This is a genomic window from Psychromonas aquatilis (genome assembly GCF_038155185.1).
Classification (GTDB): domain Bacteria; phylum Pseudomonadota; class Gammaproteobacteria; order Enterobacterales; family Psychromonadaceae; genus Psychromonas; species Psychromonas aquatilis.
Genome location: NZ_JBAKAZ010000008.1, coordinates 55,067 through 72,103 on the forward strand (window position 1 = coordinate 55,067; position 17,037 = coordinate 72,103).

Below are 17,037 nucleotides of genomic sequence, written 5' to 3' on the forward strand. Positions count from 1 at the left end.
TATAACTTTTTATAGTTTCTAAGAGCTTGGTGAGTTCAAAGTGATTTTCTCTTGCAGGCTCAAAACAGCTTGCAGATCAGAAACACCGACACCAACCTGTGATACTGCTAACGCTGATAATGCCGTTGCAAATGTTAAGGTTTGCTCTTCTTTCCAACCTTGAAGATATCCCCAGCAAAATCCTGCAACCAATGTATCACCAGCACCAACGGTACTAACAACCTGCATTTTAGGTGGCTGAGCATAACGCCAAGTACTATTTTTTTGATCACTTTGACTTAACCACATCACCCCTTTTGAGCCTAAAGACACAACAATATTTTCAATGCCTTTATCAGCTAGGCCTTGTGCAGCTTGTTGACATTTTTGAGTATTATCTAAAGGCTGGCCAACAAGTTCAGACAGTTCTTCATCGTTTGGCTTAATTAGCCATGGTTTAGAGACTAATCCCGCCGCCAATGCTGCTCTACTACTGTCAAAAATCACACGTTTACCTAATTGATGTAATCGTTCGATCCAATTTGCGCAACGCTCCGCTGTCACGCCTTGAGGTAAACTGCCCGCTAATACAAAATACAAATGTGATTCAGCTAATTCAAATAAACGCTTCTCAAACTCAACAATTGCTTGCTCAGTAACCACCACACCAGGAAAATTAATATCACTGACCTGTCCGTTAGACTCGACAAGTTTCACATTAATACGCGTTGCACCTTCAACACGAATAAACTCATCCTTAGCATTCATATCATCAAATAATTGCTTAAATGCAGCTTCATTATCTCGTCCTAGAAAACCTGTTACTGTTACATCAGCCCCAAGATCTGATAATACTTTTGCAACATTAACGCCTTTACCGGCAGGGTGTAATGACCCCTTTTCAACTAAGCTTAGATTGCCTACATTTAAAGAGTTCAAGCTACCTGTTAGATCTAATGCTGGATTTAACGTAATTGTGACGACTTTATTATTCATCATTATCCCTCACTTAAACCAGAAGCAATTGCTTCTCCAATACTTTCCAATGCAGCTTGAGAGTCCTCACCTTCAACAACAAACTTCAAGCTATCGCCATGCTTAACACCTAAGCCAACCACCTTCATTAAGCTCTTAGCATTAACAAATTTTGTTTCCTCAGCAACCACTGATACTTTAATAGAAGACTTAAACTGCTTAGCAACAGAAACCAACATTGCACTAGGGCGAGCGTGTAATCCATGAGCATTATTAATTTTGAAAATGGCTGAATCGCCCACTTCTTGTTGTATTGTTTCAGCGTTATTAGCATCAAACATTTCAACAAGCTCTTGTTTACTAGCCGTCAATAATTTTGCTTGGTTTTGCTCAACAATAAGATTCGTAATGGTTTTAAGAAAGCCTTGATGGGTATCATTACAAACAGCAAGTGTAATTAATGCTTTAACCGCTACATCATCATTCAAAAAAGTATTATTTGTGGTTACGATAGACATTGCAGTACGATCAACTGCTACATTACTACTGGTTAGCCATACTCCCTCACCTAAGTGCGTAGCCTGTTTTGTAATCAGTTCTGCTACGCATGGGTTTCCTACAAGGTGACCATTTTTCAATAACCCAGCGCCTACTGCGACCATTTGTAGCATATCTTCGGCTGGAAAGTTTAAGTGGATTAATTCACTGTTAAAGTCTGCTTCAAATTGAACATCGCCATTTAATAGCTGAATGATATCTTCTTTATTTTTAGCACTTTTTAACTTCGCCTCTACGCCATCTGCCGATAGGACTTTAGTTAACTGTTTTAATATACTTAAATGTTCATCGGACTTTGCAGCAATGCCAATAGCCACGTAGGCAATATGACCATCACCCCATTCAACTCCCTCCGGGAAATGATGTACGGCAACACCGGTTTTTAATACTAGGTCACGTGTATCTACTGTGCCATGTGGAATGGCAATACCATTACCTAAAAAAGTTGAGTTTTGAGCTTCCCGATTCAACATACCTTGCACATACTGTTCAGCAACTAAACCATTATTAGTCAGTTGTTGGGCAATCGATTTGATTGCATCAATTTTGTTATCCGCTGATTTTTCTAGCGTAATATCATTATTTGTTAGTTTCAGCATTGCTCTGAACCTCTTATTTTCAATTTGTGTAAATTCACAAGCTGAATCGTTTCAGCTATTTAATAAAAAAATATCAGCAAGTTTTTTATTAAATAGAGAAAACTTAATTAAAATTTAAGTTTCAACTCACAAATAAACAATTGCTGAATCCTTTCGGTTTAAATGTTGAATCGATTCAGCATATAATGCAACTGATAAATTATTACACGTATTAAAAATTTGATCTTGACGACAAAAATAAGGATCTTTCGTGACATTAGATGAAATAGCTAAATTAGCAGGTGTATCAAAAACAACGGCAAGTTACGTTGTTAACGGTAAAGCCAAAAAATATCGGATCAGTGAAAAAACACAATTAAAAGTAATGTCAGTTGTTAACCACTACAATTACAGTCCTGATCATGTAGCCTCTTCATTACGGGCTGGAAGTAGCCGTTCTTTTGGATTAATCATTCCAGATCTTGAAAATACCAGTTATACCAAGCTTGCCAAGTTATTAGAGTCAAATTCGCGCAAGGCTGGTTATCAAATTTTGATTGGCTGTTCAGACGATCAACCTGAAACAGAAAAAAACGTCGCAAAAACCTTACTAGGACGTCGTATTGATGCCCTTTTTGTTGCCAGTTGTTTAGTCGATGGCAATGATTTTTATTTAAAAATACAACAGCAAGGTACGCCAGTGATTGCCATCGACCGAGCATTAGACGATGAACACTTTGGTTGTGTAATAAGTGAGGACTTTGATGGTGCATTTGAACTAACCGGATCACTTATTAGTAACAATGTGAAATCAATAGGTTTAATTGGTGCTCTGCCTGATTTAAATATTTCTCGACAACGCCAAGCTGGTTTTAATGCACAGCTTCAAGAACATGATTTAACAGCAATCAGTGCTTATGGTGAACACTTTAATAGTGAATCTGGTCGATTGATTTTTGAAGATTGGTTAAAACAAAATAAGCTGCCTGACGCAATTATTGTGACTTCTTATATTTTATTAGAAGGGATCTTAGATGTCCTGATTGAGCAACCAGCATTAATGGACAAAGTAAAACTCGGGACGTTTGGTGATAATCGTTTATTAGATTTTTTACCTATTAAAATAAACTCTTTACGCCAGCAGTTTGAATTAATTGCTGATAGCGCCCTGACCTTAGCTTTAAATGCATCTGCTAAACGCTATCAAACAGGTATTGAGCTAATTGCTAGAAAGATTGTTATCAGAAATTAATTATCTTATTAAAATGTTGCTTCTGCATTTAAAAATAATGAGAGTTGTTGATCACTATGTTCACTGGTTAACTTCTCTATTTTTTCAACCGCTAGCGCACTGCCATTTTGATTAACAAAAATAAAATCAGATGCGACGGATAGCGCATCACTAATATGATGTGTGACCATCAGTACCGTTACATTTTCTGATTCTGCCATCAATTTAACGTGTGCTAACATTGATGCTCTCAAACTAGGGTCAAGTGCAGAAAAAGGTTCATCTAACAATAAAATAGGCCGCCCTTGTACAAAGCATCGAGCTAAAGCAATACGTTGCTGCTGCCCGCCAGAGAGCTGTTCAGGTAAACGTGTTAACAAAGTATCAATGCCCACCTGTGAAGCCATTTTATGTAAACGTTGTTTTTGCTGTTCCGTTAACTTTAACCCCGGATGTAATCCTAAGGCAATATTTTGATAAGCGCTAAGATGAGAAAATAAATTATTATTTTGAAATAAAATAGATAAAGGGCGATGATGTGGAGCTTGCTCAATAACAGACTGATTATTGATTTGGATATCCCCTTCGGTAGGCTTAATAAACCCAGCCAGCATATTCAATAACGTGCTCTTACCCGCCCCACTTGGCCCAATAATGGCAACAATACGCCCTTCATCGATATTAAAATCAAAATGAAATTGATGCTGTTCAAAGTGGTAATGCACTTGTGAGAATTTAATCATGTTGCCCTCTTTTTTGTGGCCAGACTTTTTCTTTAAAAACAGCTTCAATCAACATAAATATTCCAACACTTATTATTAATAAAACTAATGCAACAACAGCAGCAGCCTGTGTTTGGTAACTTGATAGCAAACTATAGAGGTATAAAGGTAAGGTACTAAAGTGTTGGCTACCAAATAACGCAATAGCACTTAAATCACCAATAGAGAGCACAAAGCTTAAACAGAAGGCTTGCAGGATCGGTCGTTTTAACGCTTTCCACTCAATGAAATAAAAGCGATTGATGAATGAGATCCCCAAACTGATGCATAATTTCTCATATCTTTTTGCATTTTCTAACATAGGCACAGATAAGCTTTTTAACACAAAAGGTAATGCCATTAGCGCATTGACTATAATCACAATATACAAGGCTAATGATGAAATATTGGCAAACTCACGCAGTAATAAAAATAAGCCCGTGCTAATAACCAACCCAGGCGTAACTAATATAATCATCGCTAACATTTCTATTTTATCGGCTCTATTGTTTAAACCAACTAGTCGCCATTGACGACTGGCTAATAAGATAAAAAAAGAAAAAAAGACAGCTAGTAAACCTGCCACCAAAGCAATCAATAATGAGTTTTTTAACGACAACCAAAAGTGAAGATTACTTAATACGCTATATAATTGTGTATTGATACCTGAAATAACCACCATAAGCAGTGGTGGAACAACAAATAAGCTGATCAAAAAGATACAAGTATAATCCCAGCATTTTGCAATCATTGAGTCATGAAAGTAACTGTTTTTAACCCCTTGGTAATTTGAGCTTAATGCTGATTTTTTTGAAATTTTTTGAATAATAATTGTTAAGCTCGCACATAAACATATTTGCCAAAGAGCAAGTAATGCGCCCGCTTGTAAATCAAAGTCAAACTTTAAGGCTTGATAAATAGCTAACTCAACAGTCGTTGCCTGAGGTCCACCACCAAGCGCCATTACAGTAGTAAAACTAGTAAAGCAAAGCATGAAAATAAGCCCAATGATATGTGGTAGCTGTGCTTTCATATAAGGCCACTCCACCAGCTTAAACTTATACCAATGATGCATTCCCAAATGCAGTGAGAGTTGATGTTGTTTTTCAGGAATAGCGTTCAGTGCTTGTAAAAATAACAAACAGGCGAAAGGTAAATTGAAAAAAACATGAGCAAGTAAAATACCATTTAAGCCATAAATTGAAAAAGGCAGTTCACTATCAAAAAAAGCAAAAATGGAAGCAAGGATACCGCTGTTTCCATAAATGGAAATCATACCAAAAATAGCTACAAGTACCGGCAAGACTAATGTTGTAGAAAAGAGTTTAAGTAATAGTGCTTTTCCCCAAAAGTGACGCCGAGAAAGTGCATGGCTAATGGGTATTGCTAACAATACACTCAAAAAAGTAGATAAAAATGCTTGGTAAAAAGTGAACTTAGTAATGTGTAGATAATACGAGTCATGCCAAATACTGTGTATATCAAACAATGAAGAGTGGGTTAATAGCGCCCAAACAGCCATTAAAACAAAGGCAAAAATGCTAATTGAAATAAGGATGCCAGGCAGTTGGACGCTTTTAAGCTTTTTAGTCAGCAAGTTCAATGTTCTCTCAATGTAAGAATGATATTAATTGGTTACCGACATTAACCACTCTTTATTCCATAGTTTACGATTTTTAGTAACTTCTTCACTCGAAAATGAAAGGGTTTTAACAGGTGTCACTAATTGTTCAAATGCTTCTGGTAATTCGATATTTGTAACAGGATACATCCAGTTACCCGTTGCAATTTTAGATTGAAAGCCATCACTTAACATAAAGCGCATAAATGTTTGAGCAAGTTCTTTATGCTCGCTACTTTTTACGATCGCTGCGACTTCAGTTTGTTGATAATGCCCTTCACTAAAACTTGCTGCAACGTATTGATTCTTGCCCTCTGCTATCATGTGGTAAGCAGGAGAAGTGGTATAGGACAACACCATATCCGTTTCCCCTTCTAGAAACATGCCGTATGCTTCGCTCCAACCTTTGGTGACTGTCACTGTTTTTTCAGCTAATTTTTTCCAGGCGCTTGGTGCTTGATCACCATAAACAGATTTAACCCATAACATTAACCCTAGGCCTGGCGTTGATGAACGAGGGTCTTGGTAAATCACATTTAAATCATCACGCTCTTCTATTAACTCTTTTAAACTTGTTGGTGGATTCTTTAACTTTTCACTATTATAAATAAACGCAAAATAGCCATAATCATAAGGCAAAAAGACAGGATCATTCCAATCAGATTTTAATTTAGATTCAGTCAGGTCTAGATTATGCGCTTCTAATAACCCGGTTTTTTTCGCTGTGTTAATAAGACTATCATCAAGCCCTAATAGAATATCCGCTTCACTGTTTTTGCCTTCTAAACGCAAACGGTTTAATACTGAAACGCCATCATCTAGGGCAACAAAAACTAAATCACATGCACAAGACTTTTCAAACTCAACTTCTATTTTTGGCCCAGGCCCCCACTCCGAAGCAAATGAACTATAAGTGTAAACTGTTAATGTAGGGCGATCTTGAGCTGCTAAAGCAGAAGTTGATAATAAAGAAGCTAACGTGATGAATCCTAGTTTTTTTATGTTCACAATAATATCCATATGTTGTCATTAGTAAAAGAGCAGGCAGTAAAGTGCTGATAGTGACGCCTATCACCTTGAGTCGATATTGTGAAAGATTCGTTGTAGATGATCAATCTAAAGATAGCTTTATGGGTAATAAACAATGCAATGGACATGTATCTCAAGTGGATCTTTTTATTTACGGGCTAACTAGACCTTTAAATAAAAATATTACCTTTGTTAATCAGAAGCGGCCTTGACAATTGCAAGAGTAATAGATGAGAAAATTTTGTAAAAAATAGCACTATTCCATATTTTATTTACGGTAAAATAGCGCAAGTTAAAAGAATTCACGTTATTTAATGAATAGATCATAATATTTTTATAAGATAAACCTAACTTAACAAAATTTAAACAATAAAAAGTTTGATCTCACAATCCATATGCCTTTATTAAGAAGATTTTATTATGACAAATAAACGTCCTTTATATATTCCCTTTGCTGGACCAGCACTCTTAGAAACCCCTTTATTAAATAAAGGCAGCGCTTTCTCATCTGAAGAACGTGATAACTTTAATTTAACAGGTTTATTACCTCATAATATTGAAACGATAGAGGAACAGTCAGCTCGAGCGCATCAACAATTATCCTCTTTCAAAAGTGATTTAGATAAGCACATCTATTTACGTAATATCCAAGATACCAATGAAACTCTATTCCATCACTTAATTGAACAGCACATTGAAGAAGTGATGCCATTAATTTACACACCTACTGTTGGTCAAGCTTGTGAGAAATTCTCAAAGATATACCGTCGTAAACGTGGTTTGTTTATCTCATACCCAGAGCGCCACAAAATTGACGACATGTTACAAAATGCAACAAAGCAAAATGTAAAAGTAATTGTAGTTACCGATGGCGAACGTATTTTAGGTTTAGGTGACCAAGGCATTGGCGGGATGGGGATCCCAATTGGGAAATTGGCTCTTTATACTGCTTGTGGTGGTATCAGCCCAGCCCATTGTTTACCTATCCTTTTAGATGTAGGTACTAATAATAAGCAATTACTTGACGACCCTATGTATATGGGCTGGAGAAATCCACGTATATCAGGTGATGAATATAACGAATTTGTTGATCTATTTATTCAAGCAGTCAAACGCCGTTGGCCTGAAGTATTATTGCAATTTGAAGATTTTGCACAAACAAATGCAACGCCTTTACTAAACAAATACCGAGATCAACTATGTTGTTTTAATGATGATATACAAGGTACAGCAGCCGTTTCAGTGGGAACTTTAATAGCAGCATGTTTAAACAAAGGTCAAAAGTTAAGCGAGCAAAATATCGCGTTTTTAGGCGCGGGATCTGCTGGTTGTGGGATTGCAGAGCATATTATTCGTCAAATGCAACGTGAAGGTTTAACGGAAGAGCAAGCACGTAAGCAAGTGTTTATGGTTGACCGTTATGGTTTGTTAACAGATAACATGACTGAATTACAAAAATTCCAAGTGCCATTAGTACAAAAAGAAACAGATATCGCTGATTGGGATAAAAGCCAAAAGTTAGGTTTATTACAAGTGGCGAAGCAAGCTAAGATCACCGTATTGTTTGGTGTAAGTGGACAAAAAGGCTTATTTACTCAGGAAGTGATCGAAGCTTTATGTCTGAATACTGAAAACCCAATCGTATTGCCACTATCAAACCCAACTTCTCGTGTAGAAGCGACACCGCAAGAAATAACGAACTGGAGTAAAGGTAAAGCAATTATTGCGACAGGTAGCCCATTCCCTGATACTGTTTACGAAGGAAAAACGCTGGAAATATCGCAATGTAATAATAGTTATATTTTCCCTGGTATTGGACTGGGCGTATTAGCGGCACGTGCAACAGGTATTAGTGACAATATGTTAATGGTGGCTAGCCAAGCACTTGCTGATGCATCAATGGAATTTGAGAAAGCGCCAGGTGCATTACTGCCGCCACTTAAGGTAATCAGAGAAATCAGTGAAAAAATCGCCTGTGCTGTTGCAAAACAAGCCATTGAAGATGATTTAGCCTTACCGGTGACAGCTGAAAATTTACAACGTCGTTTAGAAGCTAACTTCTGGCGACCAAAATACCGCGATTACCGTCGTACATCTTTCTAGATCGAAATAACAGAAACTTATTAACCGAACTTTACCATTCAAGTAAAGTTCGGTTTTTTATTAAATGTTAATTAATTCCCATTGCATAACGCATAACACGATTTTTTACTTCACCTGATTGTTGCGCTATCCCCAAAAAGCTTTTACGTAAAACCCGCACTATCTCTGAATCGGATTTACTGACTTTATAAAAGACATCCATCCCCGTTTGCATTACTAAATTAGCCGGTCTACGTTGGCGTTGATAACGTTTCAATATTTCTGACATCGATAAATCACTACATTGTGTTAACAATTCAACTAAACATTGAACGTCTTTAAACCCTAAATTAACCCCTTGTCCGGCTAATGGGTTGATTGTGTGTGCAGCATCGCCTAGTAACACAACTCGATTTTTATAATAATGTTTAGCATGGTTGCGTGCTAATGGAAAAGCCCCTTTATCGTGCACTTCAAAATCAAAATCTAACGGCGCAAAATCCGATAAAATAGCTTGTTTAAGCTGTCGATTCGTTAAACCTTGTAAATACTTTATTTTTTGTGGACTGTGATACCACACCAGACTGGCATGATTTCCGGCTAAAGGTAAAAAGGCACAGGGCCCCGTTTCTCTAAACTCCTGCCAAGTAACTGCTTGTTGTGAAGTATTAGTGGTTATATTGATTAACAAGCAATGTTGTCTGTAATCCCAGCTTGTCACTGGCATTTGTAAATAACGACGAACGCCAGAGTTAGCGCCATCACATGCAAGTAATAAATCACCTTTAATTTCTTTTTGTTCAAGAAGCTGCACTGTAACTTGCTGTTCATCCTGTGCAATATTCAACACTTCAGAGTTTTCATACAAATTCACATTAGGTAATTGTTGTAAACGCTGCCAAAGCACAGCTTGGATCCAACGATTTTCAGTAATATAACCTAACTGTTCTGATCCGATGTCATCACTTGAAAAAATCAGCTTTTGACTGCCCTTTTCCCATGTATGCAAACCACGATAAGCACATAACCTGTCTAGTGGGATATCAGCCCATACACCGGCTTGCTCTAGTAAATTTTTACTTTGTTCACTAAATGCAGATACTCTAAGATCAAAAAAGGCATCATTCTCAGGCATCGAGAAAGTAGATTTTTCAATTAGATGTAATGTATCACCTTGTTTCGCAAGTAATAACGCAGCTAAGGCCCCTACTAACCCGCCTCCCACAACAATAATTTCTCTGTTTGCCATTACATCCTCTCAGCTCATTTGATCTTGAATCTACGATTGTACGTAAAAGATTCTCTGATGGGAAAAGTAACCTGTTTTTAATCACTTATTCAACTTATATCGATAACAAAAACAGATAAATAATCAGTAAGTAAAACAACAGTAGCATGATTGCTTTGATCTGCGTAAAATGCGACCTCGTTTTAAGAAACACATTAATTAGTTAGCATAGTAGGCGATAATATGAGTATGAAATTACACGTTAAAACTTGGGGTTGTCAGATGAATGAGTACGATTCATCAAAAATGGCAGACCTGTTAAATGCAAGCAATGGTTATGTTTCAGTTGATGAAGCAGAAGATGCCGATGTAATTTTATTAAATACTTGCTCTATTCGAGAAAAAGCCCAAGAAAAAGTATTTCACCAATTGGGCCGTTGGAAAAAACTGAAAGATAAAAACCCAAATATCGTGATTGGAGTCGGTGGATGTGTTGCTTCTCAAGAAGGTAAAGCAATTCGTCGTCGTGCACCTTATGTAGATATTGTATTTGGCCCACAAACATTACATCGTTTACCAAGCATGATCCAAGATGTACAAGAAAACAAAGGCAATGTTGTTGATGTGAGTTTCCCTGAAATTGAGAAATTTGATTCAATGCCGGAGCCAAAAGCAGAAGGTGCAACAGCCTTTGTATCGATTATGGAAGGCTGCTCTAAATACTGTACTTTCTGTGTCGTACCTTACACACGAGGTGAAGAAGTAAGCCGTCCTTTAGATGATATCTTATTAGAAGTAGCGCAATTAGCTGAGCAAGGCGTTCGTGAGATTAATTTATTAGGTCAAAACGTAAACTCTTACATTGGTGAAATGCATGATGGAGAAGAATGTACTTTCCCAGAATTATTACGTTATGTGGCTTCTATCGATGGTATCGATCGTTTACGTTACACTACAAGTAACCCAATCGACTTTACCGATGAAATCATTGATGTTTATCGTGATACGCCTGAGTTAGTGGACTTCCTTCACTTACCAGTGCAAGCAGGTGCAGACAGAATACTAAACTTAATGAAACGTGGCCACACTGTTGCACAATACAAAGAAAAAATTGCAGCATTAAAAGCAGTACGTCCAAACTTAACAATAAGTTCTGATTTCATTGTTGGCTTCCCTAATGAAACCGATCAAGACTTCCAAGAAACAATGGATTTAATTAATCATATTGGTTTTGATACTAGCTACAGCTTTATTTATAGCCAACGCCCAGGCACACCCGCAGCTGATATGCCTGATGACGTGACATTAGAAACCAAGAAAAAACGTTTAGCTATTTTACAGGATCGCATTCACCAACATTCACAACTAATTGGCCGTAGAATGGTGGGGACTGTTCAACGTATTTTAGTAGAAGGCCCTTCTCGTAAAAACATCATGGAACTTTGTGGTCGTACAGAAAACAACCGCATTGTTAACTTTGAAGGAGATCATCGTTCAATCGGTGGTTTTGTTGATGTTGAAATTACAGAGGTACATACAAACTCAATTCGTGGTAAGTTTGTTCGTGGAGAAGCTGAAATGAACCTACGTGAATCGATTCGTCCAAGTGATATAGTTAATAAAAATACAAACAAACTTGGCGTAGAAACTTATATTCCAGCTTAACGTTACACTATACATAAAAGAGAAGGTTATATAATTGAGTACAAAATTAACAACTATCCAACTTGAATTAGTTCCTGCAGACAAAGATCGCTTAGCGGTCTTATGTGGGTCATTTGACGATAATATTAAACAAATTGAACGCCGATTAGGGGTTGAAGTCATCTATAAAGATGCACAATTTCAAATTGTTGGTGAACACCGTTATGCTCAAGCTGGTAGCGAGTTAATTAATGATTTATATATTGAAACTCAACCTGTAAAAGGCAAAATCGGGCGTTTAACAGATGAAGATGTACACCTTGCTTTACAAAACCTCATTAGTGAACACCGCTTATTAGAAGTTAAGCCTGTTTCTGATGACATAGGTTTCAAGAGCTTAACCATTAAAACTAAGCGTGGAGTAATTAAACCTCGCGGTGAAAACCAAACTAAATATGTTAGCAATATTTTACGCAATGACATTACCTTTGGTGTTGGCCCTGCAGGGACAGGTAAAACATACCTTGCTGTTGCATGTGCTGTTGAGGCATTAGAACGTCAAGAGTGCCGCCGTATTCTACTAACGCGTCCCGCTGTTGAAGCTGGTGAGAAATTAGGCTTTTTACCTGGTGATTTATCACAAAAAGTAGATCCTTATTTACGCCCTTTATACGATGCTTTATTTGAGATGCTTGGTTTTGAAAAAGTAGAAAAATTAATTGAAAAGAATGTTATCGAAATAGCCCCCCTTGCCTACATGCGTGGTCGGACCTTAAATGATGCATTTGTGATTCTAGATGAAAGCCAAAATACTACCACTGAGCAAATGAAAATGTTCTTAACACGTATTGGGTTTAATTCTACCGCGGTCATCACCGGTGATATCACACAAATAGATTTACCTCGTCATCAAAAATCTGGTTTACGCCATGCTATTGAAGTATTAGGCGAAGTCGATGATGGCATTAGTTTTAATTTCTTCTTAGCTGATGATGTTGTGCGTCACCCTGTTGTTGCTCGCATTGTTAAAGCGTACGATGCCTTTGACAGAAAAGCTGAAATAGCAGAAAGCGAAGCGAGAGAGAGTTAATGGAACTGTATGTTGATTTACAGCTTGCTAGTGAAGACCAGCAAGCCTTACCCGATCTGCAACAATTAGAGAAGTGGGTTCGTGCGGCGATCATTAAAGCAAGCGATCAAAAACGAGACCTTGCTGAATTGACAGTTCGTATTGTAGACTGCGAAGAAAGCCAACAATTAAATGGCGATTACAGAGGTAAAGATAAACCAACAAATGTGTTATCTTTTCCTTTTCAGAATCCACCAGGGATCACGTTATCTTTACTAGGTGATCTGGTAGTCTGTAAATCAGTAGTTGAACAAGAAGCGACGGAACAACAAAAACCGTTAATTTCACATTGGGCACACATGCTAATTCACGGCACGCTGCACCTTCTAGGTTACGACCATATAGAAGATGATGAAGCTGAAGCGATGGAAAGTATTGAAACCGAACTTATGATTGAGTTAGGTTACAGTGACCCTTATTTAAGCGAAAAAGAGTAAATAAAATTAATGTCCGAAGATTATCATTCTAGTAACGAGCAACCAAAAGAAGGCTTGCTCGATAAAATAGGCAACCTATTCCAGGGAGAGCCTAAGAACCAAGATGAGTTGTTAGACGTGATCGACAGCGCTAAAGGGCGCCAGCTCATCGATCAAAAGACCCAAGAAATGATAAAAGGTGTTATAGACGTATCTAAAATGCGTGTTCGAGACATCATGATCCCTCGCTCTCAGATGATTACATTATCTTTAAATCAACCAGTTGAAGAGCTTTTACCTGAAATTATCAACTCAGCACATTCTCGCTTTCCAGTCATCACTGAAGATAAAGATCATATTGTTGGTTTATTGTTAGCCAAAGATCTTCTTCGTTATGGCTTTAGTTCAGATCCTAATGAATTTAAAATGACAGATATCCTACGTGAAGCTGTTGTTGTCCCAGAAAGTAAACGACTAGATACCCTATTAAAAGAGTTTCGTAGTCAACGTTACCATATGGCTATCGTGGTTGATGAGTACGGTGGTGTATCCGGCTTGGTGACTATTGAAGATATTTTGGAAGTAATCGTTGGTGAAATTGAAGACGAATTCGATTACGAAGAAGAGAAAGTGATCCGCCAGATAGGTAAACGTACTTATACGGTTAGCGCACTAACAACGCTTGCTGATTTCAATGATTTTTTCAAAACAGATTACTCACAAGAAGCCCACGATACTATTGGCGGTTTGATCTTACATGAGTTTGGGCACCTTCCAAGCCGTGGTGAAAAAATTACTATTAACGAACAACAATTCAAAATCACACATGCTGATAATCGTCGCTTAGTGCAGTTACAGGTACGTGTTACGAAAGAGTTGAAGAAAGAGCTTACAAAAGATTGAAGAACACTGCCAATAAGAACATATTCGCCTCCTTATGGGGGCAATTATTGCTCGCTGCATTATTAGGTGCAATACAAGTATTTGCATTTGCTCCCTTTGCGCAGTGGTGGGTTTTATATCCTTCTTTTATTGGCATATTTTTACTGCTTAACCAAACGCTAATCCATGGTAAAAGGCTATTCCTAGTCAGTTTTGTTTTCAACTTAACCATGTTTGTCTGCACCCTCCATTGGATCTATGTCAGTATGGATTTATTTGGCGGTATGCCTCTTATCGTCAGTGCATTTTTAATTGTCTTGTTATGTGCTTATTTAGCTTTATTCCCTACCTTCGCCTTATGGTTAAGTTATAAGATTCCTACCCAGTCTAATAGCATTCGATTATTGATGATTGTACCGAGTATTTGGTTGATTACAGACTGGTTAAGAGGTTGGGTGTTAACTGGCTTCCCATGGGCCTACCTTGGTTATAGCCATGCGGATACGCCTTTAGTAGGCTTCGCGCCTATCCTTGGCGTACAAGGGGTGACTTTAGCCATATTATTGGTCTGTGCAAGCTTAACATTATTGGTGATTAGAAACTCTGTACCTTTAGCTTCATCATTAATTGTACTGCTGATTGCGGGTGGTTACGGCCTAAAACAGTTATCTTTTACAACATTACAAGACCCTATCTCTGTGAAGCTGGTACAGGGCAATATTGATCAGAATAAAAAGTGGTTAACAGCTCACTTACCAACATCATTATTTAAATATTTGCAGTTATCCGGCATTCAAATTACACCAGCAATTTTAGATTCTTTAATGCTCGGACAAAACGTCAAAAGCCCTTCAGTTATTGCAGACCTAAAAGCCTCAGGGTTAAGTTTAGAAGAGACTAAATATCAGCAAAGAGTAAATGATAACAAAGAGTTAATCATCTGGCCTGAATCAGCAATTGCAGCACTTGAAATAAATATGCAGGCTTACTTACAACTGCTTTCTCCGGTTTTAGAAGCAAACAATAAAAGCTTAATAACGGGTATTATCAATTACAATGTATTCGATAAAAGCTACTTAAACAGCATCATCATGCTAGGTAAACTTCCAGAAGGATTGGGCTATTCAGAAGTAAGTCCTAATCGATACGCAAAACATCAGTTATTACCGATTGGTGAATTTGTCCCATTTGAAGACCTTTTACGCCCTCTGGCTCCCTACTTTAATCTCCCTATGTCGAGTTTTAAACGAGGTGGAGCAATTCAAGAAAACTTAAGGTCTTCTGAAACATCTCTCGCGCCTGCATTATGCTATGAAATTGCTTTCCCTGAATTATTACGACAAAACATACATAAAGACACAGGTGTTATTCTTACTTTAAGTAATGACGCTTGGTTTGGCGACTCTATTGGTCCACATCAACACTTAGAAATTGCACGTATGCGCGCAATTGAATTTGCTAAACCAGTGTTACGTAGTACGAATAATGGAATCACAGCTATTTTTAATGATAAAGGCGAAGAAATGGGACGTTTACCGCAGAATGTAGCAGCTGTTTTAAGTCAAGAAATTCAGCCTGCATATGGCGAAACGCCATATCAACGCTTTGGGCAGCTGCCTTTGTTTATCTTTTGTTTCCTTTCTTTTGCTGGGGCATTACTGCTCAACAATAAAGGGTATCAAAAAGCGCGATAAAGTAATCAATACTGAGCTATAATCGCCATCCGATAAAATAAAAGAACCTGCTCTTCATTCATTACCGTACTACAAGAGACGAAAAGCTAACTTTTTAATCAACTTCCCCTCCCCCTTGTTTTCTTTTTAAATGAAATAAGAAAATATTATTGGTTAGTAATAGCGATAAAAACAACAATACTGGCAACATATTTTGGTTGTAATCATCCCCCCTTTGATAAATATAAAATATTTAATTTCAATTAATTAGAACTATATTTATATTTTACTACTCTACTATATAATCAAAATAACAGTGGGGCGATGAAGCCGAAACTCTCTACTTTATGTCAAAAATGCTTTGCCATTTAAAAGCATAAAAACTCTGATATAATTCAGTGTTTGTATAATATTAAGTCTGATATTTTTATCGTAAACTGATACCATCATTTTTTATTTATTCACTATCATTAAAGGAAACTTCATGTTTTTAAAAAGAACGGCCATTATAACATTTACATCCCTATTTTTGGCTGCTGGATGCATCTCAGTTTCCAGTCATGAAGAGGCATTACAGATACAAAACACACTGGATGAACGTGCTAATAAAATTACAGAATTAGAAGCTTCTTTAACAGAGCTGCAAACCGATGCAGAAAAAAATAAAAGTGAGTTGGAAGCAACCAAGGCTAACTTAGAAAAAGCACAAAAAGAAAAAGCTGCTTTAGAGCAGCAATTAAGAAAGAAAAGTGCTTCTAGCAAAAAAGTGACTGCAACAACAGCAAGCAAAAAGACCAATACATCAGACAAAACCGTGCTAGGTCAAACTGAATGGATCTATGTAGCTAAAGCGAAAGAAAGCTTTAGAGCGCGAATAGATACAGGTGCAGCAACGTCATCGATTAATGCCGTTGATATCCAAGAATTTGAGCGTGATGGTAAAGACTGGGTTAAGTTTAATATAACCCACGATGAGAATGGCGAAGCTGAAATACTTGAAGCACGCGTTGTGCGTTACGTTAAAATTATACAATCAAGCGACCCAGATCAAATCAATAGACGCCCAGTGATTGAGTTATTAGTTCGCATTGGTGGTGTTTCACACAAATCAGAATTTACATTAACAGATCGCCAACATATGGATTACGCGGTATTAATCGGTCGTAGCTTTATTCAAGATGTGATCGTTGTTGACGTGAGTAAAGATTATATTTACCCAAAATATCAACCTCAGGATGAAAAATAGGAAAC

Annotated in this window: 14 protein-coding genes; 8 read left to right on the forward strand and 6 right to left on the reverse strand. The window is 37.3% G+C overall.

All coding sequences use genetic code 11. The features are described from left to right. Positions 1-18: 18 nt before the first annotated feature. Positions 19-978, reverse strand: coding sequence for a 1-phosphofructokinase (gene pfkB, locus V6256_RS03575; RefSeq protein WP_341596689.1), 960 nt, complete (start codon positions 976-978; stop codon positions 19-21). Further along, positions 978-2,111: a fused PTS fructose transporter subunit IIA/HPr protein gene (fruB, locus tag V6256_RS03580; protein ID WP_341596690.1), complete on the reverse strand. Its 1,134-nt coding sequence runs from the start codon at positions 2,109-2,111 to the stop codon at positions 978-980. Before fruB ends, pfkB begins: the two co-directional genes overlap by 1 nt. A gap of 250 nt (positions 2,112-2,361) precedes the next feature. Here fruB and cra point away from each other — a divergent pair, with 250 nt between their 5' ends. After that, positions 2,362-3,342, forward strand: a complete 981-nt coding sequence (gene cra / locus V6256_RS03585; RefSeq protein WP_341596691.1) for a catabolite repressor/activator — start codon at positions 2,362-2,364, stop codon at positions 3,340-3,342. Positions 3,343-3,350: 8 nt separating this feature from the next. On the opposite strand, the gene thiQ is transcribed toward cra, so the two are convergent. From thiQ to thiB, 3 genes are read right to left on the reverse strand one after another with little or no spacing between them, the layout of a single operon-like run. After that, positions 3,351-4,064 carry a thiamine ABC transporter ATP-binding protein gene (gene thiQ, locus V6256_RS03590; RefSeq protein ID WP_341596692.1) on the reverse strand — a complete coding sequence of 238 codons (714 nt, stop codon included), beginning with the start codon at positions 4,062-4,064 and terminating at the stop codon, positions 3,351-3,353. Beyond that, complete coding sequence (gene thiP, locus V6256_RS03595; RefSeq protein ID WP_341596693.1) at positions 4,057-5,679, reverse strand: thiamine/thiamine pyrophosphate ABC transporter permease; 1,623 nt, start codon at positions 5,677-5,679, stop codon at positions 4,057-4,059. Before thiP ends, thiQ begins: the two co-directional genes overlap by 8 nt. A gap of 30 nt (positions 5,680-5,709) precedes the next feature. Beyond that, on the reverse strand, positions 5,710-6,711 hold the full coding sequence (thiB, locus tag V6256_RS03600; protein ID WP_341596694.1) for a thiamine ABC transporter substrate binding subunit: 1,002 nt from the start codon (positions 6,709-6,711) through the stop codon (positions 5,710-5,712). Between the two features lie 438 nt (positions 6,712-7,149). On the opposite strand from thiB, the gene V6256_RS03605 reads away from it, so the two are divergent. Continuing rightward, positions 7,150-8,835: an NAD-dependent malic enzyme gene (locus V6256_RS03605; protein ID WP_341596728.1), complete on the forward strand. Its 1,686-nt coding sequence runs from the start codon at positions 7,150-7,152 to the stop codon at positions 8,833-8,835. Positions 8,836-8,902: 67 nt separating this feature from the next. Here the strand turns inward: V6256_RS03605 and V6256_RS03610 are convergent, their stop codons facing one another. Continuing rightward, positions 8,903-10,063, reverse strand: a complete 1,161-nt coding sequence (locus V6256_RS03610; protein WP_341596695.1) for an FAD-dependent monooxygenase — start codon at positions 10,061-10,063, stop codon at positions 8,903-8,905. Positions 10,064-10,285: 222 nt separating this feature from the next. Between V6256_RS03610 and miaB the strand changes: the two genes are divergently transcribed. The 6 genes from miaB to V6256_RS03640 all read left to right on the forward strand — a co-directional run bounded on the left by miaB (position 10,286) and on the right by V6256_RS03640 (position 17,032). After that, positions 10,286-11,707 carry a tRNA (N6-isopentenyl adenosine(37)-C2)-methylthiotransferase MiaB gene (gene miaB / locus V6256_RS03615; RefSeq protein ID WP_341596696.1) on the forward strand — a complete coding sequence of 474 codons (1,422 nt, stop codon included), beginning with the start codon at positions 10,286-10,288 and terminating at the stop codon, positions 11,705-11,707. A gap of 34 nt (positions 11,708-11,741) precedes the next feature. After that, positions 11,742-12,776 carry a PhoH family protein gene (locus tag V6256_RS03620; protein ID WP_341596697.1) on the forward strand — a complete coding sequence of 345 codons (1,035 nt, stop codon included), beginning with the start codon at positions 11,742-11,744 and terminating at the stop codon, positions 12,774-12,776. Beyond that, a complete protein-coding gene (ybeY, locus tag V6256_RS03625) occupies positions 12,776-13,252 on the forward strand; it encodes an rRNA maturation RNase YbeY (RefSeq protein WP_341596698.1) in 477 nt (158 codons plus the stop codon). The genes V6256_RS03620 and ybeY overlap by 1 nt, the downstream gene beginning before the upstream one ends. A gap of 9 nt (positions 13,253-13,261) precedes the next feature. Beyond that, on the forward strand, positions 13,262-14,134 hold the full coding sequence (gene corC / locus V6256_RS03630; RefSeq protein WP_341596699.1) for a CNNM family magnesium/cobalt transport protein CorC: 873 nt from the start codon (positions 13,262-13,264) through the stop codon (positions 14,132-14,134). Then, the gene (gene lnt, locus V6256_RS03635; RefSeq protein ID WP_341596700.1) at positions 14,131-15,807 is read left to right on the forward strand and encodes an apolipoprotein N-acyltransferase; all 1,677 of its coding nucleotides are present in this window, start codon (positions 14,131-14,133) and stop codon (positions 15,805-15,807) included. The genes corC and lnt overlap by 4 nt, the downstream gene beginning before the upstream one ends. A gap of 463 nt (positions 15,808-16,270) precedes the next feature. Further along, positions 16,271-17,032, forward strand: a complete 762-nt coding sequence (locus V6256_RS03640; protein WP_341596701.1) for a putative ATP-dependent zinc protease — start codon at positions 16,271-16,273, stop codon at positions 17,030-17,032. Positions 17,033-17,037 lie beyond the last annotated feature (5 nt).

What these genes read in the sequence shown, in the direction of transcription:
- V6256_RS03640 (WP_341596701.1), top strand. Translation starts at nt 16,271, where the DNA reads ATGTTTTTAAAAAGAACGGCCATTATAACATTTACATCCCTATTTTTG.
- pfkB (WP_341596689.1), bottom strand. Translation starts at nt 978, where the DNA reads ATGATGAATAATAAAGTCGTCACAATTACGTTAAATCCAGCATTAGAT.
- ybeY (WP_341596698.1), top strand. Translation starts at nt 12,776, where the DNA reads ATGGAACTGTATGTTGATTTACAGCTTGCTAGTGAAGACCAGCAAGCC.
- V6256_RS03610 (WP_341596695.1), bottom strand. Translation starts at nt 10,063, where the DNA reads ATGGCAAACAGAGAAATTATTGTTGTGGGAGGCGGGTTAGTAGGGGCC.
- miaB (WP_341596696.1), top strand. Translation starts at nt 10,286, where the DNA reads ATGAGTATGAAATTACACGTTAAAACTTGGGGTTGTCAGATGAATGAG.
- thiQ (WP_341596692.1), bottom strand. Translation starts at nt 4,064, where the DNA reads ATGATTAAATTCTCACAAGTGCATTACCACTTTGAACAGCATCAATTT.
- fruB (WP_341596690.1), bottom strand. Translation starts at nt 2,111, where the DNA reads ATGCTGAAACTAACAAATAATGATATTACGCTAGAAAAATCAGCGGAT.
- corC (WP_341596699.1), top strand. Translation starts at nt 13,262, where the DNA reads ATGTCCGAAGATTATCATTCTAGTAACGAGCAACCAAAAGAAGGCTTG.